Origin of the sequence: Delftia sp. RIT313 (assembly GCF_000632165.1) — a bacterium.
Classification (GTDB): Bacteria; Pseudomonadota; Gammaproteobacteria; order Burkholderiales; family Burkholderiaceae_C; genus Comamonas; species Comamonas acidovorans.
Window position 1 is genome coordinate 1 of the sequence record NZ_JFYT01000049.1, and the last position, 22,633, is coordinate 22,633.

At 66.2% G+C, this 22,633-nt stretch carries 24 protein-coding genes; 3 read left to right on the forward strand and 21 right to left on the reverse strand.

Annotated elements, in window-relative coordinates; all coding sequences use genetic code 11:
• On the reverse strand, window positions 1-277 hold a 277-nt coding region (locus BW39_RS31990), incomplete at its 3' end, for a hypothetical protein (RefSeq protein ID WP_235264208.1).
• 109 nt (window positions 278-386) lie between these two features.
• On the opposite strand from BW39_RS31990, the gene BW39_RS14460 reads away from it, so the two are divergent.
• Window positions 387-2,264, forward strand: a complete 1,878-nt coding sequence (locus BW39_RS14460) for an ATP-binding cassette domain-containing protein (RefSeq protein ID WP_043822552.1) — start codon at window positions 387-389, stop codon at window positions 2,262-2,264.
• A 75-nt stretch (window positions 2,265-2,339) separates the two neighbouring features.
• Here BW39_RS14460 and BW39_RS14465 read toward each other — a convergent pair whose 3' ends face one another.
• The 7 genes from BW39_RS14465 to BW39_RS14495 form a co-directional block, all read right to left on the reverse strand.
• A complete protein-coding gene (locus tag BW39_RS14465) occupies window positions 2,340-3,473 on the reverse strand; it encodes a protein-glutamate methylesterase/protein-glutamine glutaminase (RefSeq protein ID WP_013800377.1) in 1,134 nt (377 codons plus the stop codon).
• Window positions 3,474-3,488: 15 nt separating this feature from the next.
• Complete coding sequence (gene cheD / locus BW39_RS14470) at window positions 3,489-4,226, reverse strand: chemoreceptor glutamine deamidase CheD (RefSeq protein WP_012202590.1); 738 nt, start codon at window positions 4,224-4,226, stop codon at window positions 3,489-3,491.
• Window positions 4,227-4,259: 33 nt separating this feature from the next.
• The gene (locus BW39_RS14475) at window positions 4,260-5,150 is read right to left on the reverse strand and encodes a CheR family methyltransferase (RefSeq protein WP_013800375.1); all 891 of its coding nucleotides are present in this window, start codon (window positions 5,148-5,150) and stop codon (window positions 4,260-4,262) included.
• A 26-nt stretch (window positions 5,151-5,176) separates the two neighbouring features.
• Window positions 5,177-5,665, reverse strand: coding sequence for a chemotaxis protein CheW (locus BW39_RS14480; RefSeq protein ID WP_012202588.1), 489 nt, complete (start codon window positions 5,663-5,665; stop codon window positions 5,177-5,179).
• Window positions 5,666-5,780: 115 nt separating this feature from the next.
• A complete protein-coding gene (locus BW39_RS14485; protein WP_043822554.1) occupies window positions 5,781-7,979 on the reverse strand; it encodes a chemotaxis protein CheW in 2,199 nt (732 codons plus the stop codon).
• A gap of 39 nt (window positions 7,980-8,018) precedes the next feature.
• Complete coding sequence (locus BW39_RS14490) at window positions 8,019-8,381, reverse strand: response regulator (protein WP_012202586.1); 363 nt, start codon at window positions 8,379-8,381, stop codon at window positions 8,019-8,021.
• Window positions 8,382-8,433: 52 nt separating this feature from the next.
• Window positions 8,434-8,880, reverse strand: coding sequence for a hypothetical protein (locus BW39_RS14495; RefSeq protein WP_012202585.1), 447 nt, complete (start codon window positions 8,878-8,880; stop codon window positions 8,434-8,436).
• A gap of 119 nt (window positions 8,881-8,999) precedes the next feature.
• On the opposite strand from BW39_RS14495, the gene BW39_RS14500 reads away from it, so the two are divergent.
• Window positions 9,000-10,148: a hybrid sensor histidine kinase/response regulator gene (locus BW39_RS14500; RefSeq protein ID WP_043822556.1), complete on the forward strand. Its 1,149-nt coding sequence runs from the start codon at window positions 9,000-9,002 to the stop codon at window positions 10,146-10,148.
• A 39-nt stretch (window positions 10,149-10,187) separates the two neighbouring features.
• Entirely contained in the window at window positions 10,188-10,817 is a 630-nt protein-coding gene (locus tag BW39_RS14505) for a response regulator (RefSeq protein WP_012202583.1), read from the forward strand.
• Window positions 10,818-10,865: 48 nt separating this feature from the next.
• Here the strand turns inward: BW39_RS14505 and fliR are convergent, their stop codons facing one another.
• The 13 genes from fliR to fliF form a co-directional block, all read right to left on the reverse strand.
• Entirely contained in the window at window positions 10,866-11,636 is a 771-nt protein-coding gene (fliR, locus tag BW39_RS14510; protein WP_012202582.1) for a flagellar biosynthetic protein FliR, read from the reverse strand.
• A 29-nt stretch (window positions 11,637-11,665) separates the two neighbouring features.
• Window positions 11,666-11,935, reverse strand: a complete 270-nt coding sequence (fliQ, locus tag BW39_RS14515; protein WP_012202581.1) for a flagellar biosynthesis protein FliQ — start codon at window positions 11,933-11,935, stop codon at window positions 11,666-11,668.
• 26 nt (window positions 11,936-11,961) lie between these two features.
• The gene (gene fliP, locus BW39_RS14520; RefSeq protein WP_012202580.1) at window positions 11,962-12,747 is read right to left on the reverse strand and encodes a flagellar type III secretion system pore protein FliP; all 786 of its coding nucleotides are present in this window, start codon (window positions 12,745-12,747) and stop codon (window positions 11,962-11,964) included.
• Window positions 12,740-13,075, reverse strand: a complete 336-nt coding sequence (locus BW39_RS14525; protein WP_012202579.1) for a FliO/MopB family protein — start codon at window positions 13,073-13,075, stop codon at window positions 12,740-12,742. Before BW39_RS14525 ends, fliP begins: the two co-directional genes overlap by 8 nt.
• Window positions 13,076-13,085: 10 nt before the next feature.
• The gene (gene fliN / locus BW39_RS14530) at window positions 13,086-13,517 is read right to left on the reverse strand and encodes a flagellar motor switch protein FliN (RefSeq protein WP_013800372.1); all 432 of its coding nucleotides are present in this window, start codon (window positions 13,515-13,517) and stop codon (window positions 13,086-13,088) included.
• A complete protein-coding gene (gene fliM, locus BW39_RS14535) occupies window positions 13,507-14,511 on the reverse strand; it encodes a flagellar motor switch protein FliM (RefSeq protein WP_012202577.1) in 1,005 nt (334 codons plus the stop codon). Before fliM ends, fliN begins: the two co-directional genes overlap by 11 nt.
• An 18-nt stretch (window positions 14,512-14,529) precedes the next feature.
• A complete protein-coding gene (locus tag BW39_RS14540; RefSeq protein ID WP_012202576.1) occupies window positions 14,530-15,105 on the reverse strand; it encodes a flagellar basal body-associated FliL family protein in 576 nt (191 codons plus the stop codon).
• Between the two features lie 253 nt (window positions 15,106-15,358).
• Window positions 15,359-16,870, reverse strand: a complete 1,512-nt coding sequence (locus BW39_RS14545; protein ID WP_043822558.1) for a flagellar hook-length control protein FliK — start codon at window positions 16,868-16,870, stop codon at window positions 15,359-15,361.
• Window positions 16,871-16,873: 3 nt separating this feature from the next.
• Window positions 16,874-17,338 carry a flagellar export protein FliJ gene (fliJ, locus tag BW39_RS14550; protein WP_012202574.1) on the reverse strand — a complete coding sequence of 155 codons (465 nt, stop codon included), beginning with the start codon at window positions 17,336-17,338 and terminating at the stop codon, window positions 16,874-16,876.
• Window positions 17,339-17,403: 65 nt separating this feature from the next.
• Window positions 17,404-18,846 carry a flagellar protein export ATPase FliI gene (fliI, locus tag BW39_RS14555; protein WP_043822560.1) on the reverse strand — a complete coding sequence of 481 codons (1,443 nt, stop codon included), beginning with the start codon at window positions 18,844-18,846 and terminating at the stop codon, window positions 17,404-17,406.
• Window positions 18,836-19,747 carry a FliH/SctL family protein gene (locus BW39_RS14560; protein WP_043822562.1) on the reverse strand — a complete coding sequence of 304 codons (912 nt, stop codon included), beginning with the start codon at window positions 19,745-19,747 and terminating at the stop codon, window positions 18,836-18,838. The genes fliI and BW39_RS14560 overlap by 11 nt, the downstream gene beginning before the upstream one ends.
• The gene (fliG, locus tag BW39_RS14565; RefSeq protein ID WP_012202571.1) at window positions 19,740-20,735 is read right to left on the reverse strand and encodes a flagellar motor switch protein FliG; all 996 of its coding nucleotides are present in this window, start codon (window positions 20,733-20,735) and stop codon (window positions 19,740-19,742) included. Before fliG ends, BW39_RS14560 begins: the two co-directional genes overlap by 8 nt.
• A 27-nt stretch (window positions 20,736-20,762) precedes the next feature.
• Window positions 20,763-22,463: a flagellar basal-body MS-ring/collar protein FliF gene (gene fliF, locus BW39_RS14570; RefSeq protein WP_043822565.1), complete on the reverse strand. Its 1,701-nt coding sequence runs from the start codon at window positions 22,461-22,463 to the stop codon at window positions 20,763-20,765.
• Window positions 22,464-22,633: the final 170 nt, after the last annotated feature.

Genomic DNA, 22,633 nt, shown 5'->3' on the forward strand with positions numbered 1-22,633 from the left:
CTTCCGACTCGCTGCGATCAGCGAAGCCTTGAATTCTAGCACAGTTTTTAGCGTCGTTGCAATCAAATTTCTTCGATCTTTTCAACACCAGCGATCTGCATCGCTTCTCTTCAGCAGAGCCTTGCATTGTAGCACGTTTTTTCATGCTGTCTACAAGACTTTTCTGACTCATCGCTGTCTGCAAGGCAGTGTGGCGACGAGGGATCGAACTATAGCATGGGTTTTTACCGATGGCGTGAAATTCGTGAACTTCCTTGCAGACCAGTGAAGAAGCCACCGCCCCGCCCTCTGAAACCGGCCCGGAGCCTGCCCTGCGGGCAGGCTCCGGGCGGGGAGGCCCTGCTGCCTGCACCAGGAATCGGGCCCGCATAGATAATGCGCGCACGATGGCATTGATTACTTTGATAGACGCCCAACTGGCGTTCGGGCATGTGGCGCTTCTCGACCACGCCCAGTTTTCCCTGGAGAGCGGCGAACGTGTGGGCCTGATCGGTCGAAACGGCGCAGGGAAGTCCTCTTTGTTGAAGATTCTTGGCGGACTGGCCAAGGCCGATGACGGCCAGGTCCAGACACAGTCCGGTATCCGCATTACTTATGTGGCGCAGGAGCCGGTGCTTGTGCCCGAGCAGACGATCTTCGAGTCGGCGTCCGCTGGCATTGCCGAGGTGATCGCCGTACGCGAGCGCTATCTGGCGGGTGGCGAGGGCGAGGATCTCGATGCGCTGCAGTCCCAGATCGAGGCCTATGACGCCTGGAATTGGGAGCAGCGCGTGGAAGAGACGCTGCAGCGGCTGCACCTGGATCCCGACGCCCTGGTGGGCACGTTGTCCGGGGGGATGAAGAAGCGCGTTGCGCTTTCCCAGGCGCTGGTGGCCCGTCCTGACGTGCTGCTGCTGGACGAGCCGACCAACCACCTGGACCTGGATGCCATCGAGTGGCTGGAGGAGCTGCTGCTGAACTTCAAGGGCAGCGTGGTGACCATTACCCACGACCGCTCCTTCCTGGACCGCGTCTCCACGCGCATCGTGGAGCTGGATCGTGGAACGCTGCGCTCCTATCCCGGCAATTTCGTTCAATACCAGCAAACCAAGGAAGATCAGCTGGCCCAGGAAGCCGTGATCAACGCCAAGGCCGACAAGCTGCTGGCCCAGGAGGAGGTGTGGATCCGCAAGGGCGTGGAGGCGCGCCGCACGCGCAGCCAAAGCCGCATCGGCCGATTGGAGCAGTTGCGGGCCAACCGCGCTGCCCGCCGCGATGTGCTGGGCGGGGTGAAGATGGACATTGCCTCGGGCCGGGGCGATGGCTATCAGGGCAAGATCGTGGCCGAGCTGACCGATGTGGCCAAGTCCTTTGGCGACAAGCAGATCGTCTCGCATTTCAGCGCCACCATCCTGCGCGGTGACAAGGTGGGACTGATCGGGCCCAACGGTGCCGGCAAGACGACGCTGCTCAAGATGATTCTGGGCGAACTGGCGCCTGACAGCGGCAACGTGCGGCTGGGTGCGAATCTGCAGGTGGCTTACTTCGACCAGATGCGGCACCAGATCAATATGGATGCCACGCTGGAGGACTTCATCAGCCCCGGCAGCGAGTGGATAGAGATCGGCAACCAGAAAAAGCACGTGAAGAGCTATCTGTCGGACTTCCTGTTCTCTCCGGCACGCGCTCACTCTCCTGTGCGTTCACTGTCCGGCGGCGAGCGCAACCGCCTGCTGCTGGCACGCCTGTTTGCCCGCCCCGCGAATGTGCTGGTTCTGGACGAGCCGACCAACGACCTCGATATCGAGACGCTGGAGATGCTGGAAGACCTGCTGCAGAACTACGACGGCACGGTGTTCCTGGTCAGCCATGACCGCAGTTTCCTGGACAACGTGGTCACCAGCACCATTGCCTGGGAAGGGCCGGGCAAGTGGCGCGAATACGAAGGCGGCGTGCAGGACTGGCTGGACCAGTCGCGCCGCAGCCAGGATCTGGCCGAGGCTGCACAGCCCAAGCCTGCCAAGGAAGAGGCCAAGCCGACGGCGGTGCGCAGCGACAGCAAGCCCAAGCGCAAGCTCAGCTACAAGGAGCAGCGCGAGCTCGATCAGTTGCCCGAGACCATTGCATCTCTGGAGGCGGAGCAGAAATCCATTCGCGAGTCCCTGGCCGACGGCTCGCTGTATGCCAACGACAACTCCCGCGCCGTTCAGTTGCACCAGCGCGATGGCGAGATCGATGAGCAGCTGATGGAGGCACTGGAGCGCTGGAGCGCCTTGTCCGAGTAGGCACCGTGTCGAACTGACAAAAAAAGAGCGCCATGCGCTCTTTTTTATGGAGGCCGCCAGAGCGGGCCGTTGCGCTCAGATGCGGTGGTGCACCTGGTCCGAACCTATGCGCAGCTTGCCCAGCAAGGCGGCGGCGATCTGGTTGAGGGGCAGCACTTCGTCGGCAGCGCCGTGGGCGATGGCCTCGCGCGGCATGCCGAAGACGATGCAGCTGGCCTCGTCCTGCACGAGGTTGTAGCTGCCTGCATCGCGCATTTCGCGCATGGCGACCGCACCATCGGCGCCCATGCCGGTGAGCATGATGCCGTAGGCGTTGCGGCCCGCGCAGGCGGCCACCGACTTGAACAGCACTTCGACCGAAGGCTTGTGGCGATTCACCGGCGGGCTGTCATCGACCACGGCGACATAGTTGGCGCCGCTGCGCTGCACGGAGAAATGCTTGCCACCCGGGGCGATATAGGCATGACCGGGCAGCAGACGCTCGCCGTGCTGCGCTTCCTTCACGGTCATCTGGCACAGGCTGTTGAGCCGGGCCGCGAAGCTGGTGGTGAAGCCCGGCGGCATGTGCTGGGTGATGACGATGGCCGGGCAGTCGGCCGGCAGATGGGTGAGCACTTCGCGGATGGCCTCGGTGCCGCCCGTGGAGGCGCCGATGGCAACCAGCTTCTCCGTGGAAAGCCGCCCCAGCAGCGACGTCGGTGCAGCCTGGCGCGGCACGGCCGAACCTGCAGAGGAAGCGACCGGCGCTGCCGCGCTGCCTGCGGCAGAGGCTGCACTGCGGGGAGCGACCGGCAGACGCCGTACCTGGGCCACGGCAGCAACGCGGATCTTGTCCACGATCTGCGCGGCCAGTTCCTGCAGGCCGTTGGAGACACCCACGCGCGGCTTGGCCACGAAGTCGATGGCGCCCAGCTCCAGTGCGCGCATGGTGACCTCGGCGCCGCGTTCGGTCAGCGTGGAGATCATGACCACCGGCATGGGACGCAAGCGCATGAGCCGGCCCAGGAAGTCGATGCCATCCATGCGCGGCATTTCCACATCGAGCGTGATCACGTCGGGATTCATCTCGCGAATCATTTCGCGTGCGATCAGTGGGTCATTGGCCGAGCCGATGCATTCCATGTCGTGCTGGCGATTGATGATCTCGGACAACAGACTGCGCACCAGCGCAGAGTCGTCCACCACGATCACCCTGATTTTCCTGTCCATTCCTTTGAACCTTCCTCAAAACAGGTCGACCGAGCCGCCTGCCGTATTGCGTGCCACGACGGCTGCATTGCCGCGTGTGAATTCCTGCTGTACCAGCTCCTCCGGATGGGCATGTGCCAGGCGCTTGACCATGGCCTTGCCGCTGGCGGGGAAGAACACCACCTTGCGAGGGTAGATGTCCAGCACATCCTCCGAGACGATGGGGATGCGTTCGGTCTGCAGATACTGCGTGACGAAGGCGGTATTGCGTTCGCCCACGTTCATGGTGGTGAAGTTGTGCATCACCTGCCCGCCGCCGAAGATCTTGGCCTGCAGCGACTCGCGCCGGGCACCGAGCTTGAGCATTTCGTTGATCAGCAACTCCATGGCGTACGAGCCGTAGCGGCCCGATGCATCGGCAGAGTCGCCGTCGGGCAGCATGAAATGGTTCATGCCGCCCACGCGCATGGTGCGGTCCCAGATGCAGGCCGAGATGCAAGAGCCCAGCACGGTGACCAGGATCACGTCCTCGTTGGAGACAAAGTATTCGCCGGGCAGCACCTTGACGGCGTTGTGCTGGAAATGCGGGTCGTAATAGAAGAACGAAGCCTCGCCAGGGTAGCGCTGCTGGCGCTTGAGCTGCTCCAGCGAGGAACGCGGCACCGGATCGCCCGGCGCCGGATAGTCTGCAGCGGTATAGCTGTTGATGCGCGGCATGCGGCGACGCTCCGAGGGCGCCGGTGGCGGTGCGAAGGCAGGGCGGTCTCCGATCATGGAAGCACCCCCTGGCGTGCGGCAGGACCTGCGTCAGCGGCGCTCATAGACGGTCTTCCCCTTGAGCGTGAACAGATCGCGCGATTCACTGAAGTTCTCGGCATGCCCGACGAACAACAGGCCACCGGGCTTCATCACGCGGTGGATGCGCTCCAGCACGCGGCGCTGCGTGGCCGCGTCGAAGTAGATCATCACGTTGCGGCAGAAGACCACGTCGAAGGGGTCGCGGAACGGCCAGTCGTCACGGATCAGGTTGACGTTGAGAAACTCCACCAGGCGGCGCAGTTCGGGCTTGACGCGCACCAGGCCTGCATTGCCGGCCTTGCCCCGCAGGAAAAAGCGGTGCAGGCGCTCGGCGCTCATGCCCTTGATGCTTTCGGCGCGGTAGACGCCGGCCGATGCCGTGTCCAGCACGCGCGAGTCGATGTCGCTGGCCTGCAGCTGAAAGCTGGGCGTGGCACCCAGCGCTTCCAGCGCCGTCATGACGATGGAGTAAGGCTCTTCCCCGGTCGAGGCCGCATTGCACCAGACCTTCCAGGCCGTGCCGGCCGGCTTGCTGCGCAGATGCTGGGCAAAGATCTCGAAATGGTGCTGCTCGCGAAAGAACGCCGTGAGATTGGTGGTCAGCGCGTTCACGAACTCCTGCCACTCCACGCCGTCGGACTGCGACTCCAGCCAGTCCAAGTAGGTGGAGAAGCTGTCGTAGCCCGTCTCGCGCAGGCGCCGCGACAGGCGGCTGTAGACCATGGCGTGCTTGCCATCGTGCAGGCTGATGCCGGCCCGCTGGTAGATCAACGCCTGTACGCGGGCAAAGTCCCGCGACGACCATTCGAATTCGCGCCCCTGGGCCAGGGGCCCGTTGGCATCCCCGTCGTCGGCGACGGGACGTGCGGCCAGTGCCGCATTGGAAGAGCCGGATCGCATGAGGGCGCTCAGTGCAAGAACGGGTCTCAGTCGACCGAGGCGACCAGGCCCATGTCCACGTTGTTCATGAGCTTTTCGATGTCCAACAGGATGAGCATGCGCTCGCCCACGGAACCCAGGCCCAGAATGCAGCCGCTGTCGATGGCGCTTTCGATGTCCGGCGCGGGGCGCACGGCTTCGGGAGCCAGTTCCATCACGTCGCTGACCGAGTCCACCACGATGCCCACCACGCGGTTGCGCAGGTTCAGGATGATGACGACGGTGAAGCTGTTGTATTCCACCTGGGAGCAGTTGAACTTCAGCCGCATGTCCACGATGGGCACGATGGTGCCGCGCAGATTGACCACGCCCTTGATGAATTCCGGCGCATTGGCGATGCGGGTCGGCGGCTCGTAGCCGCGGATTTCCTGCACCTTCAGGATGTCGATGCCGTATTCCTCCTGGTCCAGGCGGAAGGTCAGGTACTCGCGCGCGCCGGTGGCGACGCCTTCTGCGGTCTTAGCGATCACGCTCATTGCTCAGCTCCTCAACTGTCGGACCCGCGCCGTGGTGGCGAAGGCCATGGTTTCTTGGCGGCGCGCAGGCACTGCCTGCGGCGCCGTCGATTGTGGTCAGGTACCCCTGTCCCGTTCAGTGGCGTGCACGACGCACCAGCGCGCCGGTGTCCAGAATCAGCGCCACCGTGCCATCGCCCAGGATGGTGGCGCCCGAAACGTTGGGCACCTTGCGGTAGTTCGATTCAAGGTTCTTGACCACCACCTGGTGCTGGCCCAGCAGCTCGTCGACCAGCAGGGCCACGCGGCTGCCGTCGGACTCGACAACCACCATGATGTTGCTGGACTGGCTGGTGTCGCTGCGCGGCACGCGGAAGGTCTTTTCCAGCGCGAACACGGGCATGTACTCGTCGCGCACCTTGACCAGCTGCGTGCCGTTGGCCACGGTGTTCACGTCTTCGGCCTTGACCAGGAAGGACTCGACCACCGAGGACAGCGGCAGGATGTAGACCTCGTCGCTGACGCCGACCGACATGCCATCCATGATGGCCAGGGTCAGCGGCAGGCGAACGGCCACGCGCATGCCCTTGCCCTGGGTGGACTCGATCTCGACCGAGCCGCCCAGCGCCGCGATATTGCGCTTGACCACGTCCATGCCCACGCCGCGCCCGGACACGTCGGTGACCACGTCGGCCGTGGAGAAGCCCGGCGCGAAGATCAGCTGCCAGACCTCCTGATCGGGCATGTTGTCCGAGACATCCATGCCGCGCTCGCGGGCCTTCTGGAGAATCCGTTCGCGGTTCATGCCGCGCCCGTCGTCGCGCACCTCGATGACGATGGAGCCGCCCTGATGGGAGGCTGCCAGCGTCAGCGTGCCGTGCTCGGACTTGCCGGCCGCCAGGCGGTCCTCGGGCATTTCGATGCCGTGGTCCACACTGTTGCGCACCAGATGGGTCAGCGGGTCGGTGATCTTTTCGACCAGTCCCTTGTCCAGCTCCGTGGCCTCGCCCAGCGTGATCAGGTCGATCTTCTTGCCCAGCTTGCCGGCCAGGTCGCGCAGCATGCGCGGGAAACGGCTGAACACGGTGGACATGGGAATCATGCGGATGGACATCACCGACTCCTGCAGATCGCGCGTATTGCGATCCAGGTCGGCCAGGCCTGCCAGCAGTTGCTGGTAGGCCGATGCGTCCAGTCCGTGGCTGTTTTGCGCCAGCATGGCCTGGGTGATGACCAGCTCGCCCACCAGGTTGATGAGCTGGTCGACCTTGGACACCGACACGCGGATGCTGGTGGACTCCATCTGCGCCTGCTGCGTCTGGGCCGCCGTCTTAGCGGCGGGCTTGGCCACGGCGCCGGCCGGCTGGATGGCCAGCGCGCCATCGGCCTGGGGCATGCCAGGCGCGCCGTTGAAGAAGCCATAGGCCTCATCGGCAGGCGGAATGGCGGCCGAGGCCAGGGCGGCATCGGGGTCGTGCGCATGCTCTTCAGCGGCCGGGGCTTGCGCCGCCACCGCTGCGGGTGCTGCCTCGGCAGAGGCTCCGGCCGCCGTGATGCGGACCTGCTCCTTGGCCACGTGGAAGGCGAACAGATCGAGCAGGTCGTCGTCGGTGGACGAGGTCTGTACGTCAAAGAGGCGGCTTTGCGGCTGATCGCAGGCCAGGTCCTCGATGCGTCCCAGGCCCGGAATGTCGCGGAACAGCTCCTTGATGGCCTCGGCCATCTCCAGGCGCTCCAGCGGACCGATCAGGATATGCAGCGAACGTCCGCCGCTGCTGGGTGCCGTGCCGACGGCGCCGCCCGAGACAGGTGCTGCAGCAACCGGGGCCGGAGCCTGCGCTGGCGCAGCCACAGGGGCTGGAGCCGGGGTCGGTGCGGGAGCCGGCGCTGCCGCTGCAGGTACGGCGCTGCGGCCTTCCGCCAGCGTCTCGATGCGTGCCACCAGATCCGTGGTGGACAGGGCCTCGCCCTCGTTGCCGGCCTGGTGGCGTGCCAGCAGGCTGCGGCTGGCATCAGCCGACTCCAGCAACACATCGACCATCTCCGGAATCGGTGTGATCTCGTGCCGGCGCAGCCGGTCGAGCAGCGACTCCATGCGGTGCGTCAGCTCGGTCACGTCGGCAAAGCCGAAGGTGGCCGCCCCGCCCTTGATCGAGTGCGCGCATCGGAAGATGCCGTTGAGTTCCTCGTCATTGGCCGCTGACAGATCCAGATTCAGCAGCATCTGCTCCATCTGGTCGAGGTTCTCGGCCGCTTCTTCGAAGAAGATTTGATAGAACTGGCTCAGGTCGAAGTCTGCGCCCGCTCCTGCCCCATCCTGGTGTAGATCCGCCATCTTTGGTCCTGCTGTTTCCTGTTGCCCGTACTTATCGGCTCAACGCATTACTTTCTGAATGACTTCGATCAAACGGTTTGGATCGAAGGGCTTGACCAGCCAGCCCGTGGCGCCCGCGGCGCGTCCGGCCTGCTTCATCTGGTCGCTGGATTCGGTGGTGAGAATGAGAATCGGCGTGTTCTGGAACTTGGGGTCTTCGCGCAGCTTGCGGGTCAGACCGATGCCATCCAGACGCGGCATGTTCTGGTCGGCCAGCACCAGGTCGACTTGTTCGAGCTGTGCCTTCTCGAGCGCATCCACGCCGTCAACCGCCTCCACAACGCGAAATCCCGCCCCTGCGAGGGTGAACGCCACCATCTTTCGCATCGAGGGGGAATCATCAACAGCCAGAATCGATCGCATGTATAGCTCCAACAGACGGGCAATAAAAGGTAGAAGAGTGCATGGTCAGTGGTCAGAACAGCTCGACCGAGCCAGCATCCATCTCGCTTTGCGTGACGGGATTGGGCCGGTCGGGTATCGCCGGCAGGCCCAGGGAATCGTCCTCCCCCTCGTCCACACCCATGGTGGCTGCGGCCAACTGGAACGCGCAGCCTTGCAAAATCTTCGTAATATGGGCGATCAACTGGGAGGACATGTCGTGAAACTGCAACTCGGTCACCGCCAACCGAAGCGTGGACCGCGCGGCGTCCAGCTCGGGCAAGGCGCCTAGCGCCTCACCGGCCAGCTGGCCGTGGGTCTCGTCGAAACGGTCCAGCAGGTTCTGCGTTGCATGATTGAGAAGGCCTTCCAGGCGCTGCAGATCGCGCATCGCCACCAGCAAGGCATCCTGCAGGTCTGCGGCCACCATGACGGGCATGGGGACGGCAGGCTCGCCCGAAGGCTTGTGCATTGACTGCATTGTTACTCCACCACCAGCGTTTCAGCCCAATGTTCGCCATGCTCTGCAGCATGGCCAGCCCTTGTCAATCGTCCCCAGGAATGCAGCGCATCCCTTGATATACACGACCACTTGCATTTATGTTCCAAAATGTATCTCATGATAGCGCCCCCGGGGATGCCAGACCACCGCACAAGCCCTTGCGCATACTGCACATCGAGGATTCGGCGGCCGACCAGGCGCTGGCGCGGCTGAGCCTGCTGCGCGGCGGGCTGGTCTGCGAGATTGTCGCGGTCGACCTGCTCGATGATGCCGCAGCCGCGCTGCAGAGCCAGGCATTCGACCTCATCCTGGCCGACTACCACCTGCCCGGCTTCACGGCGCTGGACGCCTGGGAGCTGGTGCGCCGCCAGCCCGGGCATCCGCCCTTTGTGCTGCTGTCGGGCGCCATCGGCGAGTCGGCCGCCGTGGACGTGATGCGCGAGGGCATCAGCGACTACCTGCTCAAGGACCACATCACGCGCCTGCCCCATGTGGTCTCGCATGCGCTGGAAGTGCACGAGGCCCGCCTGGCGCGCCGCCGCGCGGCGGCCGAGCTGGCGGCGTCCGAGCGTCGCCTGGCCGATCTGACCGAGCACCTGCAGACCTCCACCGAGCGCGAGCGCGCCAGCATTGCCCGCGAGATCCACGATGACATCGGCGGCTCGCTGACCTCGGTGAAGTTCGATGTGGCCTGGATTGCGCGCAATGCGCCCGAGGGCGGACTGCGCGAGCATGCGCTGGCCGCGCTGGAAATGCTGGAGCATGCGCTGGGTGCAAGCCAGCGCATCATGATGAACCTGCGCCCGCCCGTGCTGGACCAGGGACTGGTGGCCGCCGTGCAATGGCTGGCCGAGAATTTCGAGCGCCGCACGGGCGTGCCCACCCGGGTGCGCAGCAGCCGCGAGAGCATGGACATCGCGCCCGACATCCAGGTCGTGGCCTACCGCACGGCCCAGGAGGCGCTGACCAACGTCGGCAAATATGCCCAGGCGCGCCATGTGGACATCGATCTCTCGGACCGCGAAGGCTTTCTCACGCTGGAGGTGACGGACGACGGCGTGGGCCTGGCCAAAGGCGCGCGCGACAAGCCCGAATCCTTCGGTTTGCGCGGTCTGGGCGAGCGTGCGCGCACCGTTCGGGGCTGGCTGGATGTCAGCAGTCAAGCCGGGCGAGGAACCTCGGTCATCGTCTCCATTCCGCTGGACGATGGCGGCACTTGCCCTAATATCCCGGGCAATGAATGCTGAACGCCATGGCGGCGTGACCCTTTTTCCAGGAGGCCGACTTTGATCCACGTGGTGCTGTGCGACGACCATGCGGTGCTGCGCCGGGGCATCCGTGACACCCTGGCCGAGGCAGTGGACATCAGCGTCACCGCCGAAGCAGGCAGCTATGCCGAGCTGCGCGAACAGCTGCGCACCGCCACCTGCGACGTGCTGCTGCTGGACATCAACATGCCCGGCCGCAGTGGCCTGGAAGCCCTGGCCAGCGTGCGCGAAACCCATCCGCTGATCAAGGTGCTCATGGTCTCCATGTACCCCGAGGATCAGTACGCGCTGCGCTGCCTGAAGGCGGGCGCGCAGGGCTACGCCAACAAGGCAGGCGACCCGGTGCTGCTGATCGAGGCGGTGCGTACCGTGGCCACGGGCCGCAAGTACCTGACGTCCGAAGTGGCCCAGATGCTGGCCGACAGCCTGGCCCAGCCCGCACCCCAGGTGCCGCATGAAAGCCTGTCCGAGCGCGAGCTGCAGACGCTGATCAAGATCGCGGCCGGGCAGCGGCTGACCGACATCGCCACCGAGCTGATGCTCAGCCCCAAGACCGTCAGCGTCTACCGGGCCCGCGTGCTGGAAAAACTGCAGATGAGCAGCAATGCCGAACTCACGGCCTACGCCATCCACAACCAGCTGATCTGAGGCTTTTGCGGCCGACAGGCCTGTAAATCTGTTGTTTTTCACAACTGCTTACATTGAAGTGCCAAATACCGCAATGCCGCGCTGCAGCAAGGCGACCAGGGGCTGCTCGAGCAGCGGCAGCGTGGCCATCAATCCCGTCAAGCCCACGGTGAGCGTGACCGGAAAACCCACGGCATAGATGTTCATCTGCGGTGCCACGCGCGAAATGATGCCCAGCACCAGGTTCACGAACAGCAGCATGGCGACCATGGGCAGGGCGATCCAGAAGGCACTGGCGAAGACCGCCGCCCCCATCTCGTGCAGCCGCATCTGGTTGATGGCCTGCAGGAAGCTGCCGTCCACAGGAAACGCCTCGTAACTCTTGAGCACGGCCATCAGCACCAGCAGGTGCCCGTTGATGACGATGAACAGCAGCGTGGAAATCTGGACCATGAAGCGCGCCACGGCGCTGAGCTGGGCATTCGTGGTCGGATCGAAGAAGCTGGCGAAGTTCAGCCCCATCTGCAGGCCGACCACCTCGCCCGCAACCTCCACGGCGGCAAACACCAGGCGCACGGCAAAGCCCACGGCCAGCCCCACCCCGACCTGCTGAATCAGCGTGCCCAGCGCCTGTGGCGAGTTGATGCCGATCACGGGCTGGTCGCCCAGCACGGGCTGCGCGCACACCGCGACCAGAAAGGCCAGGCCGATCTTCAGCCGCATGGGAATGACGCGCTGCGAGAACACGGGGGCCACGGAGAACATGGCCAGCACGCGCAGAAACGGCCAGAGAACGGGCGACAGCCACGCCACCAGTTGGGCTTCGCTGAAGGTGATCACAGTGGCGTTTCCAGTGCGCGGCGCAGGGCTCAGCCCACCGCCTGCGGAATGGTCTCGATGGTGCGGCGGATGAAGTCCACCAGCGTGCTCAGCATCCACGGACCGGCAATGGCAAACACCAGCACGGCGGAGATGAGCTTGGGCACGAAGGCCAGCGTGGCCTCATGCACCTGGGTCACCGCCTGGAAGACGCTGACGGCCAGGCCCACGGCCAGCACCACACCCAGCACGGGCATGGAGATCATGAGCAGCAAGGTCAGTGCCTCGCGGCCGAAGGTGAGCACGTATTGGGAGGTCATGGAAGGATTTCCAAAAAAGAGCGGGGCTAGACGGCGAAGCTGGCCGCCAGCGAGCCTATGAGCAGGTTCCAGCCATCGGCCAGCACGAAGAGCATGAGCTTGAACGGCAGGGCCACCAGCACGGGCGACAGCATCATCATGCCCAGGGACATCAGGATCGAGGACACGACCATGTCGATGACCAGGAAGGGGATGAAGATCATGAAGCCGATCTGGAACGCGGTCTTCAGCTCGCTGGTCACGAAGGCGGGCACCAGCACGCGCAGCGGTGCGGTCTCGCTGGTGACGCCTGCATCGAGCTTGGCCAGCCGCGCGAACAGCGCAAAGTCCGACTGGCGCGTCTGCTTGAGCATGAAGTCGCGCATGGGCGCCTCGGCCTTCTCAATGGCCTGCTCGAAGGTCACGGCATTCGTGGTGTAGGGCACGTAGGCCTCCTGGTACACGCGGTCCAGGGTGGGGCCCATGACGAACAGCGTCAGGAACAGCGACAGGCCGATGATCACCTGGTTGGGCGGCGCCGACTGCGTGCCCAGCGCCTGGCGCATCAGCGACAGCACGATGACGATGCGGGTGAAGCCCGTCATCATCAAAAGGATGGCCGGCAGGAAGGACAGCGCCGTGAAGAACAGCAGGGTCTGGATGGGCACCGAAAAGCTGGTGCCACCGCTGCCCTGGCCGATGACCAGCGGAAGGCTGGCGGGCGCGCCCTGTGCCCAGGAGGCCAGGGGCGTGGCGCAGCACAGCGCCAGCGCTGCGGCGCCAGCGGCCTGGCTCAGCGTGCGCGCCGGGCGCTTGCAGGAATATTCAGACATTCGCACCGTCCGCAGGCAGGCTGCGCGCTTGCGCCATCGCAGCCGAAAAATCAGCAGGGGCCGGGGCCTGCAGCACATGCAGGCACTGGATGCTTTGCGCCGTGACGCCCAGCACCAGACGCACGGTCTGTGCGCCCTCGCCCACTTCCACCGTCACCACCCGCTGCTGCGGGCCCACGCCCACGGCGCCCAGCACCCGCGACTGCAGGCCAGCGGCACCGCGCAGCGCAGCCGTGCGCTGCTGGAAGCGGCGCAGCAGCCAGGGCAGAGCGGCCATGGCCGTGACCAGGGCCACCACCGTGAGCAGGGTCGGCCACAGCGGGCCCATGCCGGCGCTCTCAGCCACGGCTGACCCGGCGCAGGCGCTCGGACGGCGTGACCACGTCGGTCAGGCGGATACCGAACTTGTCGTTGACCACCACCACCTCGCCCTGGGCGATCAGGTAGCCGTTGACCAGCACGTCCATGGGCTCGCCGGCCAGTGCGTCGAGTTCGACCACCGAGCCCTGGGCCAGTTGCAGGATGTACTTGATCGGCACCTTGGTGCGGCCCAGCTCCACCGACAGCTGCACCGGAATGTCCAGCACCATGTTGATGTCGTTGACCGGCACATCGCCGCCACCGGCGTAGGGACGCACGGGCTCGCCCGTCAGCGGGCCGCCCTGCTCCTCTTCCAGCTTGGCGTCGCGCTCGCGCTGCTCGTCCAATGCCTCTGCCCAGCCCGAGAACGGATCATCGCCAGCGGGCTTTTGCGTATCTTCAGTTGCCATTGTTTTCTCCCATCCAGCCAGCGTCGGCGCCACGCAGGCAGTTCTCGACGCGGATTGCGTACTTGTCGTTGTGAGTGCCGTACTGGCACTCGAAAATCGGAACGCCGCCAATGGAGGCGCGGATCAGCGGCTCGCGGTCGAGTTCGATGAAATCGCCGGGGCGCATGGCCAGCAGCTGCTCCACCGTGGCGTCGGCACGTGCCAGTTCGGCCACCAGGGTCACCTCGGCGGCCTGGATCTCGCGCTTGAGCACCTTGACCCAGCGACGGTCCACTTCGATGGAGTCGCCCTGTGTCGATGAATACAGCACATCACGGATGGGCTCCAGCGTTGCATAGGGCATGCAGATGTGGATGGAGCCCGAGATGTCACCGATCTCCAGCTGAAAGGCCGTGGACACGACGATTTCGCTGGGCGTGGCGATGTTGGCGAACTGCGGCTGCATCTCCGAACGCTGGTAGCCCAGCTCCAGCGGATAGATGCCGTGCCAGGCCTTCTTGTATTCCTCGCAGATCACGTTGACCAGGCGGTTGATCACGCGCTGCTCGGTGTGCGAGAAGTCACGTCCTTCGATACGCGTCTGCAGCCGGCCCGTGCCGCCGTACAACGTATCGATGACACCGAACACCAGCGAGGGGTCGCAGACCACCAGGCCGCTGCCGCGCAGCGGACGGATGGCGACGATGTTGAAGTTGGTGGGCACCACCAGCTCGCGCAGGAAGGCGCTGTAGCGCTGCACCGACACCGTGCCCACGGACACTTCGGGGCTGCGGCGGATGAAGTTGAACAGGCCGATGCGGAAGTTGCGGGCAAAGCGCTCATTGACGATTTCCATCGTCGGCATGCGCCCGCGCACGATGCGCTCCTGGCTGGAGATGTCGTACTGGCGGATGATGCCCGCCTCGACCTCCTCGGTCGTGGATTTCTGGCTCTCGCCGGTCACGCCCTCCAAAAGGGCATCGACTTCTTCCTGGGAGAGAAACGAATCGCTCATGGCGCCTGGCCTCCCCGGTTACTGGATGATGAAGCTGGAGAAGAGCACGCGGCGCACCGGGTTCTTGCCAGCGGAGGAGCGGCGGCGCTCGCCGTCTTCGTCCTCGGCATCCTCGTCGCGGCTGCGCTTCTTGGCCTTGGCCTGGTTGCCGTAGCCCAGCGGGGCCGACACTTCGTTGAGCACGTCGGCGGCCAGGCGCTCCTTGCCTTCGCGCTCCAGCAGTTCCTCGGCCGTGCGCTGGGACACCAGCATCAGGATGCCGTTGCGGATGCTGGGCAGGTATTGCTTGACCGTGGTGGCGGTCTTCTCGTCGGCCAGCTCCAGCGTGATGCCGATCTGCACGAAGCGGTCGCCGCCCGTATCGGACAGATTGACCACCAGGTTGTCCAGCGGCAGGAAGGTGGGCACGGTCACGGCCGCCTTGCTGGCGCTGCCTTCTTCCTCATCGCCGCTGCTGTGGCGCTTGGACAGCAGGATGAAGGCAGCGGCCGCGCCTATGGCCAGGACGGCAATGATGACGATCAGCACGATCAGCTTCTTGCCCTTGGCCGGGGCGGGAGCTGCATTGTTGGCGGCATTGGGTGTGGCAGACACTGGAATTCCTCTGGGTGAGCGGGACCGCCACGCGCACGCGCTTCATGCGCGGCGCCATGACGCAGCAGGCCCATGGCAGGAATTATTCGGCGATTGGACCCCGGACCATGGCCTGAATAAGCGCATGAAACCCCGGTTTCTCGCTGGCTTGATGGCCCTCAAACGCCACAGGCCGGGCAGCTTGTCGCCACCCGGCCTGTTGTGAAAACCCTGAAACGGCGCATGCGCCGCCCCGCAAGAAGCGCAGGAAGAATCAGACGAACAGATCCACCCCGCCCGCTGCCGCGCGGCCACCGCCGGCCTGTGCGGCACCATTGCCGCCCGTGACACCGGCGGCATCGACCATGGCGCTCACGCGGCCCTGGCGCGCCTGGGCGTCCGCCCCCTGTCTTGCCGAATCGCCGCGGCCGGACTGGCCGCCCGCATCCACGCTGACGCCGGCCAGTTGCAGGCCCTGGGCCTGCAGCAGCTCGCGCAGCTGGTCGGCACCGTTGCCCAGCCAGTCACGCGCCTGGGCTTCGCTGGCGCCAAAGCGCACATGGGCCTCGTTGCCCTGCAGGCTGACCTGCACCTGGATGGCCCGGCCCTCATGCTCCACGGACAGCGAGGCGTTCTGGTTCTTGTTGTGGACCCAGAAGGCCACCTGCTCGGACACCTGCTGCTCGCGCTCGGTGGAGTTGCCCGGCTGGGCCTGGGCGTCGGGCTGGGCAAAGGCCGCGCCATTTTGGCCGGCCGCCTGCTGGCCCAGGGATTGGCCGGCATGGGCGGCGCCCACGGCAGCCGCAACGCCGTGCAGTCCGTTCGCCGCCGACTCCGTGGAGGCGGTGCCGCCCTCCCTGGCTCGCTCGAACAGGCCGCGCCATTCTTCGGGCCGCACTGCGGCCATGCCGTTGAGCGCAATGCCCGACGCCAGGGCCACGTCCTGCCGCACACCGCCCGCCAGGGCCTGGGGCGTGTGTTCATGCGTGGCCTGGGCGGTGGTTGCCGTGCGTGCGGCGGCGGCCGTCAGTGCCGCATCGGACTGCACGGCGGCCAGCACATCGGCGGCCTGGGCCTGTGCCTGGGTGCTGCGCGCAGCGCCATCGGTCAGTACCCCGGCTGCATTGGGGTCCGCAGCGGCAGCCAGGGCCGCAGCATTGGCGCTGGCCGTGGCCAGCGCCGTGCCTGCGGCATCACCGGCTGCGGACTGCGGTGCCAGGAAGGCCGCGTGCGCCACGGCGCCCTGCTCCTGGCGCAGGGCCATCATGGCGGCGCTGCCCCGGCCGGACAGCCAGTCGCCCGCCACGCCCTGCAGCATGTCGCGGTCGCCCTTGCCGTCCAGATGGGCGGTCTGCCCGACCAGGCTGAGCCAGGGCGCCTGGCCGTTGGCAGCCAGCGCCATGGCATCGGCCTGCGCCGAGGTGGTCATATCGGTCGGCTCCGCCTGCGGCTGCAGCGGCAGTTGCGGCTGCTGCAGCAGGCCCTGCGCCAGGCCGGGATCGGCCAGCAGGTCTGCGGCATCCTTCAGGCCGTCCTTGGCTGCGCCCTTGAGGCTGGACAGCGCGGAAAGAGCGGCACTGCCGTCCTCGCCCAAGGCCTGGCCGAGGGCGCCCGAGGCCAGCGCCGGCAATCCGCCAATGCCGTCCATCGCTGCCAGCAACGAAGAAAAGCCTGCGGCCTGGTCGTTGGAGGGCGGCTGCGTGCCGCGCGCTGAGCGAACGCCTTCCATGGCGCGCTGCATGGCGCTGCGCGCATCGGCGCGCTGTTCGATCTGGTTGGTGGACATGCGTCAAGCCTCCTGGAATGTCAGCCCGAAGCTGCGACGGAAAAACTGGATGGCCGCACGTTCATCGGTCTCCTTTTGCTCGCGGCGCATCTGGCTCAGCGCCAGATCGCGGCGGCGCACCTCGACGACCTTGCGCAGGCTGCTGACCCGCAGCTCGCAGGCCATCAAGGCCTTTTGCGCGGCCTCCAGGCGGATCGCCAGGTCGGCCAGCACCCGCGTCTGCAGGCCGATGGCATGCTGCAGGCGGTCCATGAACTGGTACTGGTGGAACATGACCTCGGGCTGCACGGACTGGTTTTCCTGCGCGCCCCAGCGCGTCTGCATTTCCTGCACATAGTGCTGCAGCTGCTCCATTTGCGTCTGCGCGGCCTGCTGCGAGCGCAGGCGCTCCTGCACCGCCTGGCGCGCCTCGTCACGCTTGCGCGACGCGGCATCGATGGCCACCATCAAGGCATTCAAGGACGACATACCGGGGTTTCCTCCCTGTGTTCGTTATCGCGTTGGTCGCGTTTTGGCAGTGCCGCGTCGCCGCGTCACTGCCCACCGAGTGCGGCAGCCATGCCCGAGATGCTCTCGTCCATGGAAGCCGACTCGAACATGCTTTGCTGCAGAAAGGCCGCCATGGCCGGCTGCAGGCGTATCGCCTCATCCATCTGCGGGTCCGAGCCCGCCATGTAGGCGCCGACCTGGACCAGGTCCCGCCCCTTCTGGTAGCGCGAATAGACAGCGCGAAAGCGCCGTGCCAGCTCGAAGTGCTCGCGCGAGACCACGTTGTGCATCACGCGCGAGGCCGATTGCTCGATATCGATGGCCGGGTAGTGGCCCGACTCGGCCAGCGCCCGCGACAGCACGACGTGGCCGTCCAGAATGGCGCGCGCCGCGTCGGCAATAGGGTCCTGCTGGTCATCGCCTTCGGACAGCACGGTGTAGAAGGCCGTGATCGAGCCCACGCCGTTGAGGCCGTTGCCGCTGCGCTCGACCAGGGCCGGCAGCTTTGCAAAGCACGACGGCGGATAGCCCTTGGTGGCCGGCGGCTCGCCAATGGCCAGGGCGATCTCGCGCTGGGCCATGGCATAGCGGGTCAGCGAATCCATGAGCAGCAGCACATGCTGGCCCTTGTCGCGGAAATGTTCGGCAATGGCCGTGGCATAGGCGGCGCCCTGCATGCGCAGCAGCGGCGGCGCATCGGCCGGGGCGGCGACGACCACGGCGCGGCTGCGGTCCTGGGCGCCGAGGATGTCCTCGACGAATTCCTTGACCTCGCGGCCACGTTCGCCGATCAGGCCGACCACGATCACGTCCGCCTGGGTGTAGCGCGCCATCATGCCCAGCAGCACGGACTTGCCCACGCCCGAGCCCGCGAACAGGCCCAGACGCTGGCCCCGGCCCACGGTGAGCAGGGCGTTGAGCGAGCGCACGCCGGTGTCCAGCGTCTCGCGCACAGGGTCGCGGTCCATGGCGTTGATGGGGTTGCGGTCCAGCAGATCGGCGCTCACGTCGGCCAGCGGGCCGCCATGGTCCAGGGGCTGGCCCTGCGAATCCACGACACGGCCCAGCAGGCCGCTGCCAATGGGCAGGCGCAGCACGCCGGCCGCCAGGGACACGGGCGGCTCGACACCGTCGCCAAAGCGCAGCGGTGCGACAAAGGGTTCGGCCGGCGTCACGATGGCGCCGCTGGACAGGCCCTGGATGTCGCCCGCAGGCATGAGAAACGCACGCTCGCCGGCAAAGCCGACGACCTCGGCCAGCACCGGGTCCTGGCCCTGCTGGCGTATCCAGCACTGCGAGCCCACGGGCACCTGCAGGCCCGTGGCCTCCAGCACCAGGCCGGTCAGGCGCGTGAGCGTGCCATGGGTTTCCAGGGGAATGTCGCCCTGCAGGCGGGCACGGGCATTGGACAGCAGTTGCTGCCAGGGCCTGGCGGCAGGCTCGGTGGCCAGTGTGGCGGCATCGGCCGGCGGGGTGTCAACCGGCATCGCGTTCTCCGTCATACCAGGTGGAGACCAGGCCCAGCGCGGCCACGGCACGGCGCCAGCGCTTGTCCATGCCGGCATCGACCTGGGCGCCGCCCGATTCCACGCGCACATCGCCCTGGGCCACGGAGGCGTCGCTGATCCAATGCACCTTGGACTGGGCGCCATGCTCGGCGCGCAGCGCCTCGTCCAGCACGGCGAAGTCGGCGGGGTTCAGGCGCACGGTGGCGGCGCGGCCGTCGGCGGCCAGCATGTCCAGCGCCTCGCGCACCACGGGCAACAGGGCCTGGGGCTGGCTGCGCAGCTCCTGGCGGACCACCTGGCGCGCAATGTCGCAGGCCAGGTTGAGCAGTTCCTGCGCTGCATCCGTCTGCAGCTGCTTGAAGCCGGCATCCAGGCCGGACAGCAGCGCGTCCACGCGCTGCGCCGTCTCGCGGCCCGTGCCGGAGACATAGTCATCCATGTGTTGCTGCCACTGCTGCTGGGCTTCCTGGCGGCCCTGCTCCAGGCCCTCGGCATGGCCTTCGGCGCGTGCCTGTTCCAGCAGGGCATGCAGTTGTTCCTCATCCACTGCGGGGGCGGTGGAGGCCGGGGCGCCCGGCGTGTCGGCTTCGACATCCAGCACCATGGAGTCGGCCTCCAGCCGGGGCGCATCGGAGCGGCCGGGCAGCGACAGGCTGTGAAAGCCCGACGCGGAGGCAGGCGCGCGCGCCATGCCCGCGCCGCCATGCCCAGCCTGGGCACCGGATGCGGCGGGCGCACCCTGGATGTCCGGCAGACCCGCGAGGCTGGGCAGGCTTTTCAGGCCGCCCATGTGGTCCACGGCGCCGAAGCGCCACTGCACCACCTGGCGCTCGTCGATCTCCTCGGAAGGGATGAAGCGCGAGTTCATGCCGTTAGACATAGCTGTCTTCCGCACCGCTGCCGATGGTGATCTGGCCTTCTTCGGCCAGGCGACGCACCACCTTCAGGATTTCCTTTTGCTGCGCTTCCACTTCGGACAGGCGCATCGGGCCGCGGCCTTCCAGGTCCTCGCGCAGCGACTCGGCGGCACGCATGGACATGTTGGCCAGGATCTTGTCGCGCACTTCCATCGAACCGCCCTTGAGGGCGATGATCAGCGTCTCGGACACCACCTCGCGCAGCACCAGCTGCACCGAGCGGTCGTCCAGCTTGACCAGGTCGTCGAACACGAACATCTTGTCCATGATCTTCTGGGCCAGGTCCGGGTCGTAGTTGCGGATGGTGTCCAGCACGGCCACGTCGGCATTGCCACCGAGGTTGTTGATCATCTCGGCCGCCGTCTTGACGCCGCCCAGCGAGGTCTTGCGGATCTTGTCGCCGCCGGCCAGCACCTGGAACAGCACCTCGTTGAGGTCCTTGAGCGCGGTCGGCTGAATGCCTTCCAGCGTGGCCACGCGCAGCATGACTTCGCTGCGGAAACGCTCGGGCAGCTGCATCAGCACGGCAGCGGCCTGCTCGTGCTCCAGGTGCACGAGAATGGCGGCCACGATCTGCGGATGCTCGCCGCGCAGCAGTTCGGCCACGGACAGCGGGTCCATCCACTTGAGGCTTTCGATGCCGGAGACATCGCCGCCCTGCAGGATGCGGTCGATCAGCAGCGCCGCCTTGTCGTCGCCCAGGGCGCGCTTGAGCACCGAGCGCACATAGCCGCTGGCGTCGTCCACCAACAGGCTTTGCGCGGCCGCGTCATCGGCAAAGCGGTTGATGACGAAGTCCACCTTCTCGCGCGAGACACCGCGCATGTGCGCAATGGTCTCGCCGAGCTTTTGCACTTCCTTCGGGGTGAGGTGCTTGAACACCTCGGCCGCTTCCTCCTCGCCCAGGGAGACCAGCAAGATGGCGGCGTCGTTCAGGCCTCGTTCGTCCATATCTCAGCAATCCGTGTTTTGAGAGGCTCAGGTGGCCTCGCCGTTGATCCAGGTCTTGACGATGTTGGCCACCGCGATCGGGTTCTGCTTGGCCAGTTGGCGCGCCTGCTCCAGGCGCACTTGCTCCTGCGTGGGCGAAAGATCGACAGCGGGTGCAGCCAGCGCCGGACGGTCCAGCTGCTCGCCTTCGATGGCATTGAGCTGTCCGCCCACGGCCACCGTCTTGCGGCCCTTGAGCATGGGTCGCACCAGGCCCAGCAGCAAGATGGCGCCGAACAGGGCCAGGCCGATGGGCACGCCCAGGCTGCGGGCCATGGCCAGCACTTCGGGTTGGCGCCACAGCGGCACATCGGCGGGCACTTCGTCCTGCACAAAGGGCGTGCTGACCAGGTTGACCGAGTCGCCGCGCTCGGCGCTGTAGCCCACGGTCTCGCGCACCAGGGTCAGCAGTTGCGCCTGCTGCGCCGCCGTCAGGCCGCGTGCGGCGGCAGCGACGGTGGCTGCATCGGTTGCCGCACCGGCAGCGGCCGGCGCAGGGGCAGCCACCAGGGGCGCATTGATGACCACGGCGGCCGTCAGGCGCTTGATGCTGCCCGTGCTGCCGCGTGTGTGGCGCACGGTCTTGTCCACTTCGTAATTGGTGATGGACTCGCGCTTGCTGGCAGCGCGGGCGGCGTTCTGGCCGTCGGCCGCCTGGGGCGCGGGATTGGCGCCGTTGACGGGCGCGGAAGCGTTCTGGGGCGGCTGGTTGCTGGTGGCGCCGGGAATGCCCGTGGGCTGGGGCGGCTTTTGCTCGCCCGAGCTTTCCACCACCTGCTGGCTGCGCACCACGCCCGCGTCGGAGGACTGGTTGGGGCGGTGCTGCTCCGAAGTCGATTCGGTCTGGCTGAAATCCATCTCGGCCGAGACCTGCGCCTTCACATTGTTCTTGCCGACCACGGGCTCCAGGATCTCCAGGATGCGGCGCACGTACTGCTGCTCGATCTGCTGGGTGTAGTTCAGCTGCTGCATGTCCACGGCGTTGGCGTTGCCGTCGGGCGACTGCGACAGCAGCTTGCCCGAGTCGTCCAGGATGCTCACGGCCGTGGGCGCCATCTCGGGCACGCTGGAGGCCACCAGGTGCACGATGCCCGCGATCTGCGTGCGGTCCAGCACGCGGCCCGGGTACAGGCTCAGCAGCACCGAGGCCGAGGGCTTTTGCTGCTCGCGGAAAAAGCCGTTCTGATTGGGCAGGGCCAGGTGCACGCGTGCGCTTTGCACGGCGGCCAGGGCCTGGATGGAGCGTGTCAGCTCGCCTTCAAGGCCGCGCTGGAAATTGAGGCGTTCCTGGAACTGGGTGATGCCGAACTTGCTGTTCTCCATCAGCTCGAAACCCGTCACCGAACCCTTGGGCAGGCCCTGGGTGGCCAGCTTCAGGCGTACATCGTGCACGCGGTCGGACGGGATGAGGATGGCACCGCCGCCTTCCGTGTAGCGGTAAGGCACGTTCATCTGCGACAGCTGGGCGACGATGGCGCCGCCATCCTTGTCGCTCAGGTTGGAGAACAGCACCTTGTAGTCCGGCTGGCGGTAGAACATGGCCGCCGCACCCAGGGCGACGACCAGCAGCACGGCGATCGCGCCCCAACGCAGGCGCGCGCCACGGTCCATGGCCGTCCAGCGCTGCTGCAAGGCAGGCTGGGGCACGGGAGTGGCTTGAGGGACAGGGATTTCAGCGACAGCAGACATCTTGGTTCCAGGTGTTCGAGCCCTGCACACACAGGACCCTAGCGTGCTGTCGATTATTCGAAGTCCGCCGCTTCACATTCGCCCGATAAGCGCGCCGTTTGGCCGTCTATTTGCCGCGATGCGAAAACCCTGCCGCCCTACGATCTCGTCATCTTGCTAACTCCGATGGA

Excerpts from the sequence above, each read along its gene's own strand:
- fliJ (WP_012202574.1), bottom strand. The coding sequence starts at position 17,338 with ATGTCGTCCTTGAATGCCTTGATGGTGGCCATCGATGCCGCGTCGCGC.
- BW39_RS14525 (WP_012202579.1), bottom strand. The coding sequence starts at position 13,075 with ATGGGCCCGCTGTGGCCGACCCTGCTCACGGTGGTGGCCCTGGTCACG.
- BW39_RS14560 (WP_043822562.1), bottom strand. The coding sequence starts at position 19,747 with ATGTCTAACGGCATGAACTCGCGCTTCATCCCTTCCGAGGAGATCGAC.
- cheD (WP_012202590.1), bottom strand. The coding sequence starts at position 4,226 with ATGATCGGAGACCGCCCTGCCTTCGCACCGCCACCGGCGCCCTCGGAG.
- fliP (WP_012202580.1), bottom strand. The coding sequence starts at position 12,747 with ATGTCTGAATATTCCTGCAAGCGCCCGGCGCGCACGCTGAGCCAGGCC.
- BW39_RS14495 (WP_012202585.1), bottom strand. The coding sequence starts at position 8,880 with ATGCAGTCAATGCACAAGCCTTCGGGCGAGCCTGCCGTCCCCATGCCC.
- fliI (WP_043822560.1), bottom strand. The coding sequence starts at position 18,846 with ATGCCGGTTGACACCCCGCCGGCCGATGCCGCCACACTGGCCACCGAG.
- fliM (WP_012202577.1), bottom strand. The coding sequence starts at position 14,511 with ATGAGCGATTCGTTTCTCTCCCAGGAAGAAGTCGATGCCCTTTTGGAG.
- fliG (WP_012202571.1), bottom strand. The coding sequence starts at position 20,735 with ATGGACGAACGAGGCCTGAACGACGCCGCCATCTTGCTGGTCTCCCTG.
- BW39_RS14460 (WP_043822552.1), top strand. The coding sequence starts at position 387 with ATGGCATTGATTACTTTGATAGACGCCCAACTGGCGTTCGGGCATGTG.
- BW39_RS14490 (WP_012202586.1), bottom strand. The coding sequence starts at position 8,381 with ATGCGATCGATTCTGGCTGTTGATGATTCCCCCTCGATGCGAAAGATG.
- BW39_RS14480 (WP_012202588.1), bottom strand. The coding sequence starts at position 5,665 with ATGAGCGTGATCGCTAAGACCGCAGAAGGCGTCGCCACCGGCGCGCGC.
- BW39_RS14465 (WP_013800377.1), bottom strand. The coding sequence starts at position 3,473 with ATGGACAGGAAAATCAGGGTGATCGTGGTGGACGACTCTGCGCTGGTG.
- fliF (WP_043822565.1), bottom strand. The coding sequence starts at position 22,463 with ATGTCTGCTGTCGCTGAAATCCCTGTCCCTCAAGCCACTCCCGTGCCC.
- fliN (WP_013800372.1), bottom strand. The coding sequence starts at position 13,517 with ATGGCAACTGAAGATACGCAAAAGCCCGCTGGCGATGATCCGTTCTCG.
- BW39_RS14475 (WP_013800375.1), bottom strand. The coding sequence starts at position 5,150 with ATGCGATCCGGCTCTTCCAATGCGGCACTGGCCGCACGTCCCGTCGCC.
- BW39_RS14500 (WP_043822556.1), top strand. The coding sequence starts at position 9,000 with ATGTTCCAAAATGTATCTCATGATAGCGCCCCCGGGGATGCCAGACCA.
- fliQ (WP_012202581.1), bottom strand. The coding sequence starts at position 11,935 with ATGACCTCCCAATACGTGCTCACCTTCGGCCGCGAGGCACTGACCTTG.
- BW39_RS14485 (WP_043822554.1), bottom strand. The coding sequence starts at position 7,979 with ATGGCGGATCTACACCAGGATGGGGCAGGAGCGGGCGCAGACTTCGAC.
- BW39_RS14545 (WP_043822558.1), bottom strand. The coding sequence starts at position 16,870 with ATGTCCACCAACCAGATCGAACAGCGCGCCGATGCGCGCAGCGCCATG.